We start from the raw sequence: 15,089 nt of genomic DNA on the forward strand, positions 1-15,089 counted from the left end.
GGGGTTGAAATTGGCTTGTATAGCCGTATATAGAAACTTGTTAAAGCTTCCTACTATGTATGCAGTAGGATTATCCAGCCAGGGGAGTCCTGGTATCGTTTTTAATTGGAGAGATTGATCAATGAATATTCGTCCTTTGCACGATCGTGTCGTTGTTCGACGTAAAGAAGAAGAAACAACAACTGCATCTGGTATCGTTCTGCCCGGATCTGCTAAAGAAAAGCCTACTCAAGGCGAGGTTTTGGCTGTTGGCACTGGCCGTATTCAATCAAATGGCGATGTGCAAGCTTTGGCCGTTAAAGTTGGTGATACTGTGTTGTTTGGCCAATACTCCGGTCAAACCGTTAAAATCGAAGGTGATGAGCTACTTATCATGAAGGAAGACGAAATTTACGGCATTGTTGAAGCCTAAGTCTCCTTGTAACTCTATTACGATTCATAGCATTTACAACAGTTAAGGTATAAGAAAATGGCAGCTAAAGAAGTTAAATTTGGAGATAGCGCTCGTCAGCAAATGCTGAAGGGTGTGAATGTTCTTGCAGACGCAGTAAAGGTAACTTTGGGACCAAAAGGTCGTAACGTTATTATTGAAAAATCTTTTGGTGCACCGCTAGTTACTAAAGATGGCGTAACGGTAGCGAAAGAAATCGAACTTGAAAATAAGTTCGAAAACATGGGCGCGCAAATGGTAAAAGAAGTTGCTTCTCAAGCCAACGACGTTGCTGGTGATGGTACAACTACTGCAACTGTTTTAGCACAAGCTATTGTGGCTGAAGGCTTAAAAGCCGTTGCTGCGGGACGTAACCCAATGGATCTTAAGCGTGGTATTGATCAAGCGGCTGCTGCCGTTGTAAAAGAGATCGCTGCGCAATCTACTCCTTGTACTGATACTCGTGCTATTGAGCAGGTAGGTACGATTTCTGCCAACTCTGATTCTTCAGTAGGTAAAATTATTGCTGAAGCAATGGAGCGTGTTGGAAAAGAAGGTGTTATCACAGTTGAAGAAGGCTCTGGCTTTGAAGATGAGCTGGCTGTGGTAGAAGGTATGCAGTTCGATCGTGGCTACCTATCTCCTTACTTCATCAATAATCAAGAAACAATGAGCGCGGAACTTGAAAACCCATTCATTCTTCTTGTTGATAAGAAAATTTCCAACATTCGTGACTTGCTACCAGTATTGGAAGGTGTTGCCAAAGCGTCTCGCCCTTTATTGATTATTGCTGAAGACGTTGAAGGCGAAGCCTTAGCAACTTTGGTTGTAAACACTATGCGTGGCATCGTGAAAGTAGCTGCTGCTAAAGCACCTGGTTTTGGTGATCGTCGTAAAGCAATGCTTGAAGATATTGCTGTTCTTTCTGGTGCAACGGTTATTTCTGAAGAAGTTGGCTTGAGTCTTGAAACAGCTACTCTTGAGCAGCTTGGTACGGCAAAGCGCGTTACTTTGACAAAAGAAAGCACAACAATTGTTGATGGCGCTGGCAATGCAGCAAATATCACTACTCGTGTAGAACAAATTCGTGCGGAAATGGCTAACTCTTCTTCTGATTATGACAAAGAGAAGCTTCAAGAGCGTGTTGCTAAATTGGCTGGCGGCGTTGCTGTCATCAAAATTGGCGCAGCGACTGAGTTGGCAATGAAAGAGAAAAAAGCTCGTGTAGATGATGCTCTTCATGCAACTCGCGCAGCAGTTGAAGAAGGCGTTGTTGCTGGTGGTGGTGTTGCTCTAGTTCGCGCGCTGACTAAAATTGTTGATCTTAAAGGTGAAAACGAAGATCAGAGCGTTGGTATTACTCTTGCTCTACGTGCAATGGAAGCGCCAATGCGTCAAATCGTCATCAACGCAGGTGCTGAAGCCTCCGTTGTTGTAGATAAAGTTAAGCAAGGTGAAGGAAATTACGGTTACAACGCGGCGACTGGTGAGTACGGCGACATGTTGGAAATGGGTATCCTAGATCCAGCTAAAGTAACTCGTTCTGCGCTTCAAGCAGCCGCTTCTGTAGCAGGTCTTATGATCACGACTGAAGCTATGATTGCTGATGTGGCTAAAGATGACGCTGGTGGCATGCCTGATATGGGTGGCATGGGCGGAATGGGTGGCATGGGCGGGATGATGTAATCCCTCTCTAACTCATTGAAATAAAAGAAAACCTCGCTATTTAGCGAGGTTTTTTTTTATAATGAATCTTTATGTTAATGAGTGTCGTTCTCGTTTTATTTGGGGTTTTTGAAATGGATTTTGTAACACAAAAAATGCTGTTGGAGTTGGTTGAGTCTAGACGGTTTGGAGTTGAGTATCAGCCAATTGTGGAGTTGAAAACCAGAGAAATATTCGCATATGAGGCCCTTTCTAGGTTTAGGTCTGCGGTGGGGGAATTTATAAGGCCTGATTATGTTTATGCAGCGCTGCATGATAATCCATTGCTATTGTTTCAAGTTGAGTTGGCTCAAAAAAAGATTCAGCTAGATCGTCTGTGTAGTTCGGAGAAGGTGTTTGTCAATTTAGATCAGGATGCATTTTACGCTTGCGGGCAGGATGTGGGAAATAATCCTTTTGTTGAACTTATTCAATTAGCTGGGCGTGATCGGGTGGTGGTTGAGTTGATAGAAAACTCTGAGATAAGCGATGCGTTAATGAGTTTGTCTATGATTGAGCTGTTTAATGGGTTAGGTGTTCGTACCGCATTAGATGATTTGTGTAACCCGAAATCGATGTTATCTGTTGCTGTATTACAATTGGTAGAATGGATAAAATTGGATAAATGTGTGCTAGATAATAGATTAGATGCTAATTTTATGGTGTTTGTTTCAAAGATAATTGATTTTGCTCATGTTACAGGTAAACAAGTTATTCTTGAGGGTGTGGAGAGAGAAGAAGACTTAGTTTTTGCTCGACAGATCGGTGTAGACTTTGTTCAAGGGTTTTATTTTAGGCGTCATTTTTTAAGTTATTAGGTGTAAAAAACTCTTGTTTTTGTATTTTTTATCTCTCTCTAGTATTAAGTGCAAACCATTGATTCTAAAGCTATTGATAAATGGTCACCTGTGTAAGATACTTGTTCTGATATTTATGTCCATAATTTGTAAATAAAGGGAAGCTTATGCTCAGAAAAACCCTCGTTAGTATTGCTGTGTCAGGTGCGCTGTATGTGTCCAGCAGTTACGCATTGGAACTGGGTGAGCTAACCTCTCAATCAAATTTGGGCGAACCCTATCGTGGAAAGATCGAGCTGTCTGATGTTGGTGCTCTGACTGATAACGATATATTGATTCGTCTCGGTAGTGAAAGTGAATTCCGACAAGCAGGATTTGCACCGACGAGAGTTCTTTCTCAGTTAAAATTTGACGTTGTTCGCGACAACGGTGACCTTGTGGTTGCTGTGTCTTCAGATCAGCCGCTTCGTGTCGATGAGTTGCATTTTATATTAGCTGCTCGCTGGCCGAGTGGGCAGATTGTTAGAGAATATCAAACGCCTTTAAATCAATCCGCGTTAGTTAATAAAACGCAAAAGGAAGTGGTTCAGTCGGCTCCTGTTACTTCTTCGTCTGATGATTCAAATCAAACCGTTTTTCGACAAGCGACTCTTTCTGCAGAGGAAATGACTGTGAAAGGTCAAATGAATGTAGTGAAAGGGAATACGCTTTGGTCTATTGCGGGTCAAAATCGCCCTACGAATCAGCTAACCATCTATCAAACAATGATGGCAATTCAGGCGCTTAATAAAGATGCCTTTTATTCTGATAATATTAACCTTCTTAAAGAAGGTGCTATTTTACGCTTACCAACACAGGATCAAATTGCTCTCTTTAATCGATCTACTTCACAAGAAGAGTTCCAGCGTCAGCATGATGCTTGGATGGCTTTAAAAGGGTCAAGAGATAGTTCGGCAGTAGAGCAGGCTCAACTAAATACTCAAGCGAAGGCAAAGGCTGCTTCCAACGAGACTTCGGTTGGAGGCGATAAACTAACCTTGGCGTCTGGACAAAGTCTATTGCCTGAGAATGCAGCCAGTTCGAATGCTGGTGATGATGATAATGCCAAGCTAAGTGCTTTGCAGGGGGAGTTGTCTGCTTCTCAAGAGCTGCTGGATAAAGAGCAGCGTGAAAAAAGTGAGCTATCTAGTCAATTGGGTGATTTAAATAAGCAGCTTGAAACCTTGGAGCAGCTCATTAGCTTAAAAGATAAGCAAATGGCGGAGTTACAGCAACAATTTGCCAGTGCTCAGCAGGCGCTTCAGGAGCAGAAAAATACTGTTGATCAGCTATTAGAGGCTGATCAGATTCGTCGTGAAAAAGAGCAGGCTGAAGCCGATTCAATTGTTAATAAAATATTTGGCAACCCAATTGTTGTGGCGATCGGTGCGGTAGTATTGCTCTTGCTTGGCTTCTTGATTGGTTTGGTTATGCGTCGAGCTGGAAAAAAACAAGAGGAGCAAGACACATCAAAAAAGGATGAGTTTGATCTCTCATCTGCTGCGGTTGTAGCCCCTGTGGCGGCGGTTGCTGCAGCGGATTACGCTTTAGATGATGAAAAAGTTGAAGAAAAGGTAGAGCTAAAAGAGGAAGACCCTTTCGCTTTTGATTTCGACACTCCTGATGACGATGATGGTCTAGATGACTTTGGTTCTTTTGGGGAAGAGGTTGCTTCTACAGACCTTGAAGATTCAGCAGTAACAGATGATATGGATTTTTCTGAAGATCCGGAAGATGAATTTGAAAGTGCGCTAGAGGATGATGCATTTGCGTCATTTGATGAAACGGATGACCTGCCTGAATCGGTAATGGATCTTGATGGCGAAGACGAGTTAGATGAGCTTGAGTCTTTTGTTGAAGAAGACATTCCTACTATGACGCCAGAATCGGTTGAATCAAACCTTGAGACTGATACTGATACTGAAACTGAAACTGAAACTGAAACTGATACGACTGTTGATCCAAGCGTAGATGATGAAACTGAAAGTGAAGAAGAGTCTTTTGTTTCTAGTTTGCTAAACGACGTGGATCAGGATGATGTTGATGAGGCTTCTATTTTTAGTGGTGCCCCAAATGATTCCTTAGCCAATTCAATTGAAGAAACATTAGCAGAAGCACAGCAAGAAGAAGATGAGATTGAAGTGCCTTCATTTGGTGAAGCTGAAGCAGCCGAAGATGAAGATGTTAGTGATGAGGAAGAAGAATTTGACTTCTTCGACGCTAGCGGTGATGAAGTGGCGACCAAGCTTGATTTAGCAAGAGCTTATATGGATATGGGGGATGAAGAGGGGGCGCGCGTCATTCTAGATGATGTAATTGAGTCAGGTAATGAGCAGCAAATAGCTGAAGCACAGAATATGATGGAGCGAATGTTCCCAAGTGACTAATAAAGTAGTACTAGTTGTTGAATATAATGGCTCTGAATACAAGGGCTGGCAAGCACAGAAATTTGGTGTTCCAAGTGTTCAGGAGAATTTAGAAAAAGCATTGTCTGTTATTGCAAATCACCCAGTTAAGGTGGTTTGTGCAGGTCGAACTGATTCCGGTGTCCATGCAAGCGCCCAAGTGGTTCACTTTGAAACAGAAGTAGAGCGTAACGAGCGTGCGTGGACAATAGGTGTTAATACCTATCTTCCTACGGATATTACCGTAGTAGCGGCACGCTCTGTTACAGATGACTTTCATGCTCGCTTTAGTGCATTAAGTCGTCGCTACCGTTATGTTATCTATTCGTCGGATTTTTGTCCGGCAATATTGGCTAAAGGAGTGACTTGGACATATAAGACGCTTGATGTTAATGCCATGAAGGAAGCTGCTAAAGTGTTTCTGGGTACACATGATTTCTCTTCTTTCCGAGCAATTGGCTGCCAAGCCAATACGCCTATCCGTACAATTCTAAACTTTGATGTGCAGAAGCTGGGTCAATACATTGTTATAGATGTCCGCGCTAATGCTTTTTTGCATCATATGATTCGAAATTTTGCTGGTGTTTTGATGTCTATAGGGGCTGGTGAGAAACCCGTTTCCTGGGCGAAAAAAACGTTAGAAGCAAAGGATCGTACCAAGGGTGGTATAACTGCGCCACCAACTGGTCTGTATTTTGTGGATGCTCAATACCCTGATGTCTTTAATGTGCCAAAGCGACATTTAGGTCCTCATTTTTTACCTTATGTAGACGAGCCTAACTATGAATTGCCGAGTTAAAATCTGCGGAATAACCAATTTAGAAGACGCGCTTATGGCGTGTCGTCATGGTGCTGATGCGGTTGGTTTTGTTTTTTACGCAAAAAGCCCAAGATATGTTTCGCCTGATATGGCGAATTCTATTGTTGATAAACTGCCTCCTTTTGTAACGCCTGTTGCTTTATTTGTTGATGCTGACGCGGCACTCATCAATTCTGTTATAAATGGCAGCTCTCGTTGGACTATACAATTTCACGGTGGTGAGTCTGAGGCTGAATGCCTTTCATATCAGCGTCCTTATATGAAGGCATTAAGAGTTAAGCGCGGTGATGATGTAACCGCTTTGGTTGATCAATATCCAAGTGCAATTGCTATGTTATTAGATGCTTATAAAGCTGGCGTCCCTGGCGGAACGGGCGAAGTGTTTGATTGGGCATTAATACCAGATGGCTTGTCTAAACCAATTGTTCTGGCGGGCGGTTTAACGCCGAGCAATATTCAGCAAGCGATAACGCAGGTTAGACCTTATGCCGTAGATGTTAGTGGTGGCGTTGAGTTGTCAAAAGGCATTAAGAGTGAGTCTAAAGTTCAAGAATTCATTAGTGGAGCGAAATGTGGATAGCAAAGATTTTAACTTAGATTTACCAGATTCTCATGGTCGTTTTGGGCCTTATGGTGGCACATTTGTTTCTGAGACGCTGATGTCTGCTTTGGATGATTTGGCGAAAATGTATGAGCGCTTATCGAAAGACAGTGCTTTTCAGGCTGCTTTTGATCATGACTTAGCTCATTACGTTGGCCGCCCATCTCCACTTTATTTTGCTGAACGTCTGACCAAAAAAGCGGGCGGAGCTAAAATTTACTTAAAGCGCGAAGATTTAAATCATACTGGTGCTCATAAAATAAATAATACTATTGGTCAGGCTTTGCTTGCCAAGCACATGGGGAAACCAAATATTATTGCAGAAACTGGGGCTGGGCAGCATGGTGTTGCTTCTGCCACCGTTGCCGCTCGTTTGGGTCTGAAGTGTAAGGTTTTTATGGGGGCGGAGGATATTCGTCGCCAGTCACTTAACGTATACCGTATGAAGTTGTTAGGTGCTGAGGTCATTTCTGTTGAATCTGGTACTAAGACCTTAAAAGATGCGCTGAATGAAGCGATGCGTTACTGGGTAGGAAATGTAGACGATACCTTTTACATTATTGGTACGGCTGCGGGTCCTCATCCTTACCCTAAATTGGTTCGCGATTTTCAATCTGTCATCGGTCGTGAGACGAAAGCTCAATGTTTAGCTCAAGAAGGTCGTTTGCCTGATGCGTTAGTCGCATGTGTTGGTGGCGGATCTAATGCTATTGGTATGTTTCATCCATTTATTAAAGATGAAAATGTTGTTATGTATGGTGTTGAAGCGGGTGGCGATGGAATTGAAACGGGTCGTCATGCTGCACCTCTGAGTGCTGGTCGCCCTGGTGTGCTTCATGGTAATCGTACTTATGTCATGGCTGATGATGATGGTCAGATTATCGGCACTCACTCTATCTCGGCGGGTTTGGATTACCCAGGTGTTGGTCCTGAGCATGCTTGGCTTAAAGATATTGGACGCGCTAATTATGTGGCGATTAATGATGATGAGGCGATGGATGGCTTTAGAGATCTCACTCGTTTAGAAGGTATTATGCCAGCACTTGAATCAAGCCATGCTGTTGCCTACGGGATGAAGCTAGCCGCCACGATGGAAAAAGATAAGATCGTAGTGATCAATCTTTCTGGTCGTGGTGATAAAGATATTCTTACCGTTGCAGAATTAGATGGGATAGAAGTATGAGTCGCATTAAACAATGTTTTGAAAATTTAGAAAAATCTGGTAAAAAGGCGCTCATTCCGTATATCACCGCTGGAGACCCTAGCCCAGATTACACAGTGACACTTATGAATGCTCTAGTAGATGCAGGAGCTGATGTGATTGAGATCGGCATGCCTTTTTCAGATCCTATGGCTGATGGTCCAGTGATTCAATTGGCTTGTGAACGAAGCTTAGCCGCAGGAACCAGTGTCAAAAAAGTACTGCAAATCATCGCTGAATTTAGGCTAGGCAATACGACAACGCCTGTCGTTTTGATGGGGTATTTGAATCCAATCGAGTTTTTTGGGTATCAAGCTTTTTCAAATGCAGCAAAAGAAGCGGGTGTTGATGGCATTTTATTAGTGGATCTGACTCCAGAAGAGGCGACAGATGTAGTAGAATACTTCCGTGAGAACGATTTGGATCTGATTTATTTGCTGTCACCAACGACAACACCTGAGCGAGCAAAGAAAATTTGTGATTTGGCTTCAGGTTATGTGTATTACGTTTCTGTAAAAGGCGTGACAGGTTCTGCTGAGCTAGATGTTGAAAGTGTTAAAAAACATGTAGATTCATTGCGTGAGATTACCGCCTTACCAATTGGTGTTGGTTTTGGTATACGTGATTCAAAAACGGCAGCGGCAGTAAGCAAATGTGCTGATGGTGTCATTGTTGGTAGTGTATTAGTTAACGCTATTGCTGAAAATCAAGATCATCAAAAAGAATATATAGCTGACGCTTTAGGGGCTATTTTATCGCCCATGCGTAATGAAATGGACGCCTAAGCGGCAGCAAACGAGAAATTTGGAGAAGTAAATGAGTAGCTGGTTAGATAAATTTGTACCTTCCATTGTGCGCAGCGAATCAAAGCGCGCGACTGCAGGTAGTGTACCTGAAGGTCTTTGGAAAAAATGTCCAAAATGTGAAAACGTTTTGTATCGTCCAGAGTTGGAAAAAAACCTAGATGTTTGTCCAAAATGTAATCATCACCTTCGTGTAGGTGCTCGTCGTCGCTTAGATATTTTCTTGGATAAAGAAGGGCGCCATGAGATTGGTGCTCATCTTGAACCTGAAGACAAATTAAAATTCAAAGACTCAAAGCGTTATAAAGACCGTATTGCAGATGCTCAAAAAGCAACTGGCGAGAAAGATGCTTTGGTTGCGATGCAAGGTGTTTTAAATGGCATGCCCGTGGTCGCTGTTGCATTTGAATTTAGTTTCTTGGGCGGTTCCATGGGCGCAATCGTAGGTGAGCGTTTTATTCAAGCCGTTAATGTTTGTTTAGAAAAACGCATTCCGCTTGTATGTTTCTCTGCCAGTGGTGGTGCACGTATGCAAGAAGCGCTTATTTCCTTGATGCAGATGGCAAAAACAAGTGCCGGTTTGGAGCGCTTGAAGCAAGAGGGCATTCCTTATATTTCTGTCATGACTGATCCTGTTTTCGGTGGTGTATCTGCTTCTCTTGCCATGTTAGGTGATTTAAACGTTGCTGAGCCAAACGCTTTGATTGGTTTTGCTGGTCCACGCGTTATTGAGCAAACGGTTCGTGAAAAATTGCCTGAAGGTTTCCAACGTAGTGAGTTTTTATTGGATAAAGGCGCGTTGGATATGATTATCAAACGTGATGAAATGCGTAATCGCTTATTCAATATACTTTCTTTGCTTACTGAAAATAAGGTTGCTTAATTAAATGGCGCAAACGTCATTAGCTAGCTGGCTCTCATATATTGAGGGCCAGCATCCTTCTGAAATAGAGTTAGGTCTTAACAGAGGGAGTGCCGTATTAGCTCGGTTAAACTTATCTAGACCTAAGTGCAAAGTGATCACTGTTGCTGGAACTAATGGTAAAGGGTCAACTTGTGCCATGCTGACGCAGTATCTGTGTTCACAAGGTTATTCTGTTGGAACTTATACTTCCCCTCATTTTCTTGCTTTCAACGAGCGTATAGCATTAAACGATTCTCCTTGTGATGATGATGTTATATGTCGTGCTTTCGAGGCCGTAGAAGCTGCACGTGAAGGAACTAGCTTAACGTATTTCGAATTCAGTACACTTGCCGCTTTATGGGTTTTTGACCAATCTAAGTTAGATTATTGGGTGCTGGAAGTTGGATTAGGTGGGCGTTTAGATTCAGTTAATATGATCGATACAGATGTCGCTGTCGTGACCTCTATTTCTTTAGATCATATTGATTGGCTAGGCGATAACATAGATGTTATTGCTCAAGAAAAAACAGGTATTGCAAGAAAAGGTAAGTTACTCATCAGTGGCGTTGTTAACCCTCCTAGTACTATTGCTAGTACCGCTTTAGAAATAGGGGCAAACTTACGTCAGAAAGGGCAAGATTTCAATTTTGAATTGGATCAGAATTCCTGGTCTTGGACCGGTAATGATGTGTATTTTGAGAACTTACCGGTTCCGTCTCTGCCGCTACAAAACGCCGCCACAGTGATTGCAGTATTGGTTTATATGGGGCTTTCTCCTGCGCATGCAGATTTAGTTGATTTATTTAGTAAAGCTCAACTAATGGGTCGCTTCCAAAAAATTGCCACTTCCCCTGATGTGTATATTGATGTCGCTCATAACCCTGAAGCCGCCATTGAGCTTGCTAACCGCATTAGTACCTTGCCACGTAAGCCTGTTGCCGTTTGCGGTATGTTGAAAGACAAAGATGTTGCAAGTGTGATGGTGCATCTAGCGGACAGTTTCTCTGACTGGTTCTGTAGTGATTTAGCGGGTCCAAGAGGCGCGAAGGCAGATGAACTGATCAGGCATATTGCGCACAGCTCACCAAGTCTTGGTTTAAGTGCTATGGCGTTTAATTCTGTCAGTGATGCGTTAAGTGCGGCCTTAGTCAAAGCTCAAGCCGATCAGTGTTCGGTGATTGTTTTTGGTTCGTTTGTAACTGTGTCAGATTATTTGGCGCTTAATCAATCAAAAGAGTGATTTATGATAGATAGAACAGTTACATATAGACTTATTGGTGCTGGGATTATGGTGTTGTCGGCAGCGATTGTATTGCCATTGATTTTAGATGGCGAGCGTCCTGCAGAATTAGATGTTCAGGTTCAAGTCACGACACCTCCCGCGTTTCCTGTTGTCGAAATCGCTCCTGTTCAGTCTGTCGATAGCTTGCCAATTGAAAAGTCAGTTGGTGAAGACAAAGCCGCATCAGATATTCGTTTGATTCCTGTTCCCCAATCTGCGAAAGATGTTTCAGAAATTAGCAAAGCGGAATCAACCGTTTCTGCTAAGTCAGATGCTAAACCTGAACCCAAGCCTGTTGCGAAAGAGCCCGCTGAAAAAACAACGCCTGCTCCAGTAGCTGAGCGTTGGACCCTTCAGATTGCCACGTTTAAAAGTAAAGACAATTCAGTTCGTTTAGTCGATAAGCTTAAAGGTGCTAATTACGATGCATATAGTTTGACGACTAATTCACTTTATAAAGTCTATGTTGGTCCTGAGTTCAAACGAGAGACCTCTGAAAAAATGCGTGAAGAGATCAAGAAGAAATTTAGCTTAAACGGCATTGTCGTTAAATATTCAGTGAATTAGCTTGAGGTTTGACGTCTCTGTATTTGGAAAATTACAGGTGTCTGTTAAACTTTGCGGCGATTTTTAGAGGTGTACATGGAGCAAGTAAATTCAATGTCGACCATTGACTGGTTGATCATTGCAGTAGTGGTACTTTCTACTCTTTTGAGTTTGAAGAGAGGCTTTGTAAAAGAAGTCTTATCACTTTTGACTTGGGTTGTTGCTTTTGTCGTATCAGTTAAGTTCTCTGATCAGATGCAAGCGCTGTTAGTTGATCAGGTTCAAAATGATCAGATTCGCTATATCGTTTCTTTTGTATCTCTATTTATAGCTACTTTGGTAGTGGGGGTCTTGGTTAGCTTTTTATTGGGATCACTTATCCAAGTAACGGGTTTGACAAGTACGGATAGAGTGCTGGGCATGCTATTTGGTTTTGCTCGTGGCAGCTTGATTGTTGTGGCTTTTGTTTCTTTATTGAGCTTGAGTCCAGCGATAGAAAAAACAGAGTTTTGGAAAACTTCACAATTGATCCCTCAATTGGGTCAATTGAATGACTGGACGCGTGATATGTTAGGCAAGAGCTCGGATCTTATGGATTCGACTCTCATTGACCGCGCCCTTGGAAATTAGTTGCTTATTTATATAGCAGCCAAATAGATAAAGAACCTTTGCGGCGTTTGTCGCAATTCCCCAACACGAGGATCTAGAACATGTGTGGTATCGTTGGTGTCGTAGGCACGTCTGTGGTTAACCAAGCAATTTTTGATGCGTTAACCCTTCTTCAGCATCGTGGGCAAGATGCTGCGGGTATGGTTACAAGCCATAACGGACGTTTATGTTTACGCAAAGACAATGGTCCGGTGAGTGAGGTCTTTCGCACTCGTCATATGAAAAAACTACACGGTAACATAGGTATAGGTCATGTCCGTTATCCAACGGCAGGAACTTCTAGCTCAGCTGAAGCTCAACCTTTCTATGTTAACTCTCCCTATGGCATTTCACTTGCGCACAATGGCAACCTAACAAATACTGCTAAATTAAAGCGTGAAGTATTTGAATCTGACTTGCGTCACATCAATACCACTTCTGATTCTGAAGTCTTGGTAAACGTATTGGCTCATGAGCTTCATGAAGAAGGAAAGCTGGTACCAACACCAGAAGATATCTTTAATGCGCTTGAGCGTGTTTATAAGCGTATTGAAGGTGGTTATGCGGTCGTTACCTTGATAACAGGCTACGGTATTTTGGCTTTCCGTGACCCTGATGGTATTCGTCCATTGATTTATGGTTCACGTCAAACTGATTCTGGTATTGAATACATGGTTGCGTCTGAAAGCGTTGCTTTGGATGCGGCAGGTTTCAAAATTGAGCGTGATATCCAACCAGGCGAAGCGATCTTTTTTGACTTAAACCACAATGTTCACGTACGTCAGTGCACACCGAAAAAAGTAGCGCGCCCTTGTTTATTTGAATACGTTTATTTTGCACGTCCTGATACTGTTATTGACAGTATTTCAGTTTATAAAGCGCGTATTAACATGGGCGATCGTCTTGCTGAGAAAATCCAGCGTGAATGGAAAGATCATGATATCGATGTGGTTATTCCGATTCCAGACACAAGTCGTACCGCTGCGTTACAAATCGCACAGGCATTAAATATACCGTTCCGTGAAGGTTTGGTTAAAAACCGTTATATCGGTCGTACATTTATCATGCCGGGTCAGGCTATTCGTAAGAAGTCTGTGCGTCAAAAGCTTAACCCTGTGCCTTTTGAATTTAAAGATAAAACCGTTTTGCTAGTTGATGACTCTATTGTTCGTGGTACCACGAGTAAAGAAATTATCGAGATGGCGAGAGAAGCAGGTGCGAAGAAAGTCTATATTGCATCGGCCGCACCAGAAGTTCGTTATCCGAACGTCTACGGTATCGATATGCCAGCGGCGAAAGAACTGATTGCGCATAATCGTAATGTTGATGAAATCTGCGAATTAATTGGAGCGGACAAATTAATATTCCAAGATTTGCAAGATTTGATCGATGCATGTATCGATGAAAAGCATTCTGATGTTCGTGAATTTGATACCTCTGTGTTTGATGCAAAATACATTACAGGCAATATTGATGCTGCCTATTTAGAAGGCATTGAAGGTGCGCGTAATGATTTAAATAAGGCTTCGGTTGAAGACCAAGAAGCTAGCGATATGATGCACCCTATGTAATATTTGCATGATCTCGTGACGGATAAAACTAAGCCAGGTCACGCCTGGCTTAGTTGTTTTTGGGAAATGATTTTGAAAAGTGGCTTGGAGTGATGTAATGGCAGATTATAAAGATGCTACGAATGCGATTCGTGCAGGTATTCGTCAAACGCAAGAACAAGAAAACAGCGAAGCCATTTTTATGACCTCGAGCTTTGCTTATGCGAGTGCAGAAGAGGCGGCAGGCAAGTTTTCTGGTGATGAGGATGGTAATGTCTATTCTCGTTTTACTAACCCGACGGTCGAGCTGTTTGAGAAGCGCTTAGCGACCCTAGAAAAAGGTGAGGCAGCGATTGCGACAAGTTCTGGTATGGCGGCGTTAATGACGTTGGCATATAGCTTATTGCAGGCTGGTGATCGTGTGGTGTGTTCACGTAATATTTTTGGTTCAACGGTTAAGTTTTTTAATACTTACACCACCAAGTTTGGTGTCGAAGTTATTTATGTCGATGCGACTGACTATGTTGCATGGGAAGAGGCGATTAACGAAAATACACGGTTTTGTTATTTTGAGACGCCGTCTAATCCACTTTATGAAGTGGTTGATGTTGCTCGTGTAGCGGCATTGGCGCATGCGAAAGGTGCATTGTTGTGTGTTGATACCGTTTTAGCGACACCAGCGCTGCAGAATCCTTTGACGCAAGGTGCTGATATCGTCATGCAATCAGCCACTAAGTTTATTGATGGCCAGGGTCGTTGTCTGGGCGGTGCTTTAATTGCTAGTCAAGAGATCATCAATGTTTTCACTGCCTTTATGCGCAGTGCTGGTCCATGCATGAGCCCCTTCAATGCTTGGGTGCTATTAAATGGCCTCGAAACCTTGTCATTGCGTATGACTGCTCATTCTGCAAACGCGATGAAGTTGGCGGAATATTTAGAAGCGCACCCTAAAGTACTTAAAGTCAATTATGGCGGATTGCCGAGCCACAAGTACCATGAACTTGCTAAACAGCAACAGAAAGATTTTGGTGGTTTGTTGTCCTTTGAAGTAGAAGGTGGCCGTAAAGCTGCTTGGTCTGTTATTAATGCCACTAAATTGATGTCGATTACAGGAAATTTGGGTGATACCAAAACCTTGGTGACACATCCTGCGACAACCACTCATGGTCGTTTGACGGATGAAGAAAAAGCCAAAGCTGGAATTGCTGAAGGCTTGATTCGTGTGTCCGTTGGTTTAGAAGACATTGATGACATCATTGCCGATGTTAAAGTGGCGCTGGATCAGTTGGCCTAGTATATTTCGTTATAAATATTGGCTTATAAAAAAGCGGACTGAGAGTAATTTCTGAGTCCGCTTTT

Annotated in this window: 14 protein-coding genes; all 14 read left to right on the plus strand. The window is 42.7% G+C overall.

The window, feature by feature from the left end; all coding sequences use genetic code 11:
- Positions 1-121: 121 nt before the first annotated feature.
- The 14 genes from AC2A4J_RS10190 to AC2A4J_RS10255 all read left to right on the plus strand — a co-directional run bounded on the left by AC2A4J_RS10190 (position 122) and on the right by AC2A4J_RS10255 (position 15,024).
- On the plus strand, positions 122-412 hold the full coding sequence (locus AC2A4J_RS10190) for a co-chaperone GroES (RefSeq protein WP_012069737.1): 291 nt from the start codon (positions 122-124) through the stop codon (positions 410-412).
- 57 nt (positions 413-469) lie between these two features.
- Entirely contained in the window at positions 470-2,116 is a 1,647-nt protein-coding gene (gene groL, locus AC2A4J_RS10195) for a chaperonin GroEL (RefSeq protein WP_255824884.1), read from the plus strand.
- 71 nt (positions 2,117-2,187) lie between these two features.
- Positions 2,188-2,952: an EAL domain-containing protein gene (locus tag AC2A4J_RS10200; RefSeq protein WP_484175924.1), complete on the plus strand. Its 765-nt coding sequence runs from the start codon at positions 2,188-2,190 to the stop codon at positions 2,950-2,952.
- Between the two features lie 146 nt (positions 2,953-3,098).
- Complete coding sequence (locus AC2A4J_RS10205; protein WP_484175925.1) at positions 3,099-5,357, plus strand: motility hub landmark protein FimV; 2,259 nt, start codon at positions 3,099-3,101, stop codon at positions 5,355-5,357.
- Positions 5,350-6,174, plus strand: a complete 825-nt coding sequence (gene truA / locus AC2A4J_RS10210; RefSeq protein ID WP_255824881.1) for a tRNA pseudouridine(38-40) synthase TruA — start codon at positions 5,350-5,352, stop codon at positions 6,172-6,174. The genes AC2A4J_RS10205 and truA overlap by 8 nt, the downstream gene beginning before the upstream one ends.
- Positions 6,158-6,775, plus strand: a complete 618-nt coding sequence (locus tag AC2A4J_RS10215; RefSeq protein WP_484175926.1) for a phosphoribosylanthranilate isomerase — start codon at positions 6,158-6,160, stop codon at positions 6,773-6,775. Before truA ends, AC2A4J_RS10215 begins: the two co-directional genes overlap by 17 nt.
- The gene (trpB, locus tag AC2A4J_RS10220) at positions 6,768-7,979 is read left to right on the plus strand and encodes a tryptophan synthase subunit beta (protein WP_484175927.1); all 1,212 of its coding nucleotides are present in this window, start codon (positions 6,768-6,770) and stop codon (positions 7,977-7,979) included. The genes AC2A4J_RS10215 and trpB overlap by 8 nt, the downstream gene beginning before the upstream one ends.
- The gene (gene trpA, locus AC2A4J_RS10225; protein ID WP_484175928.1) at positions 7,976-8,782 is read left to right on the plus strand and encodes a tryptophan synthase subunit alpha; all 807 of its coding nucleotides are present in this window, start codon (positions 7,976-7,978) and stop codon (positions 8,780-8,782) included. The genes trpB and trpA overlap by 4 nt, the downstream gene beginning before the upstream one ends.
- A 31-nt stretch (positions 8,783-8,813) precedes the next feature.
- Positions 8,814-9,683 carry an acetyl-CoA carboxylase, carboxyltransferase subunit beta gene (gene accD / locus AC2A4J_RS10230; RefSeq protein WP_255824877.1) on the plus strand — a complete coding sequence of 290 codons (870 nt, stop codon included), beginning with the start codon at positions 8,814-8,816 and terminating at the stop codon, positions 9,681-9,683.
- A 4-nt stretch (positions 9,684-9,687) separates the two neighbouring features.
- Positions 9,688-10,944, plus strand: a complete 1,257-nt coding sequence (gene folC, locus AC2A4J_RS10235) for a bifunctional tetrahydrofolate synthase/dihydrofolate synthase (RefSeq protein ID WP_484175929.1) — start codon at positions 9,688-9,690, stop codon at positions 10,942-10,944.
- 3 nt (positions 10,945-10,947) lie between these two features.
- Entirely contained in the window at positions 10,948-11,553 is a 606-nt protein-coding gene (locus tag AC2A4J_RS10240) for an SPOR domain-containing protein (RefSeq protein WP_484175930.1), read from the plus strand.
- Positions 11,554-11,628: 75 nt separating this feature from the next.
- A complete protein-coding gene (locus AC2A4J_RS10245; RefSeq protein ID WP_255824874.1) occupies positions 11,629-12,162 on the plus strand; it encodes a CvpA family protein in 534 nt (177 codons plus the stop codon).
- Between the two features lie 80 nt (positions 12,163-12,242).
- Complete coding sequence (gene purF / locus AC2A4J_RS10250) at positions 12,243-13,751, plus strand: amidophosphoribosyltransferase (RefSeq protein WP_255824873.1); 1,509 nt, start codon at positions 12,243-12,245, stop codon at positions 13,749-13,751.
- 97 nt (positions 13,752-13,848) lie between these two features.
- Positions 13,849-15,024 carry an O-succinylhomoserine sulfhydrylase gene (locus AC2A4J_RS10255; protein ID WP_484175931.1) on the plus strand — a complete coding sequence of 392 codons (1,176 nt, stop codon included), beginning with the start codon at positions 13,849-13,851 and terminating at the stop codon, positions 15,022-15,024.
- Positions 15,025-15,089: the final 65 nt, after the last annotated feature.

The organism is Marinomonas sp. ATLA20 (assembly GCF_057180105.1).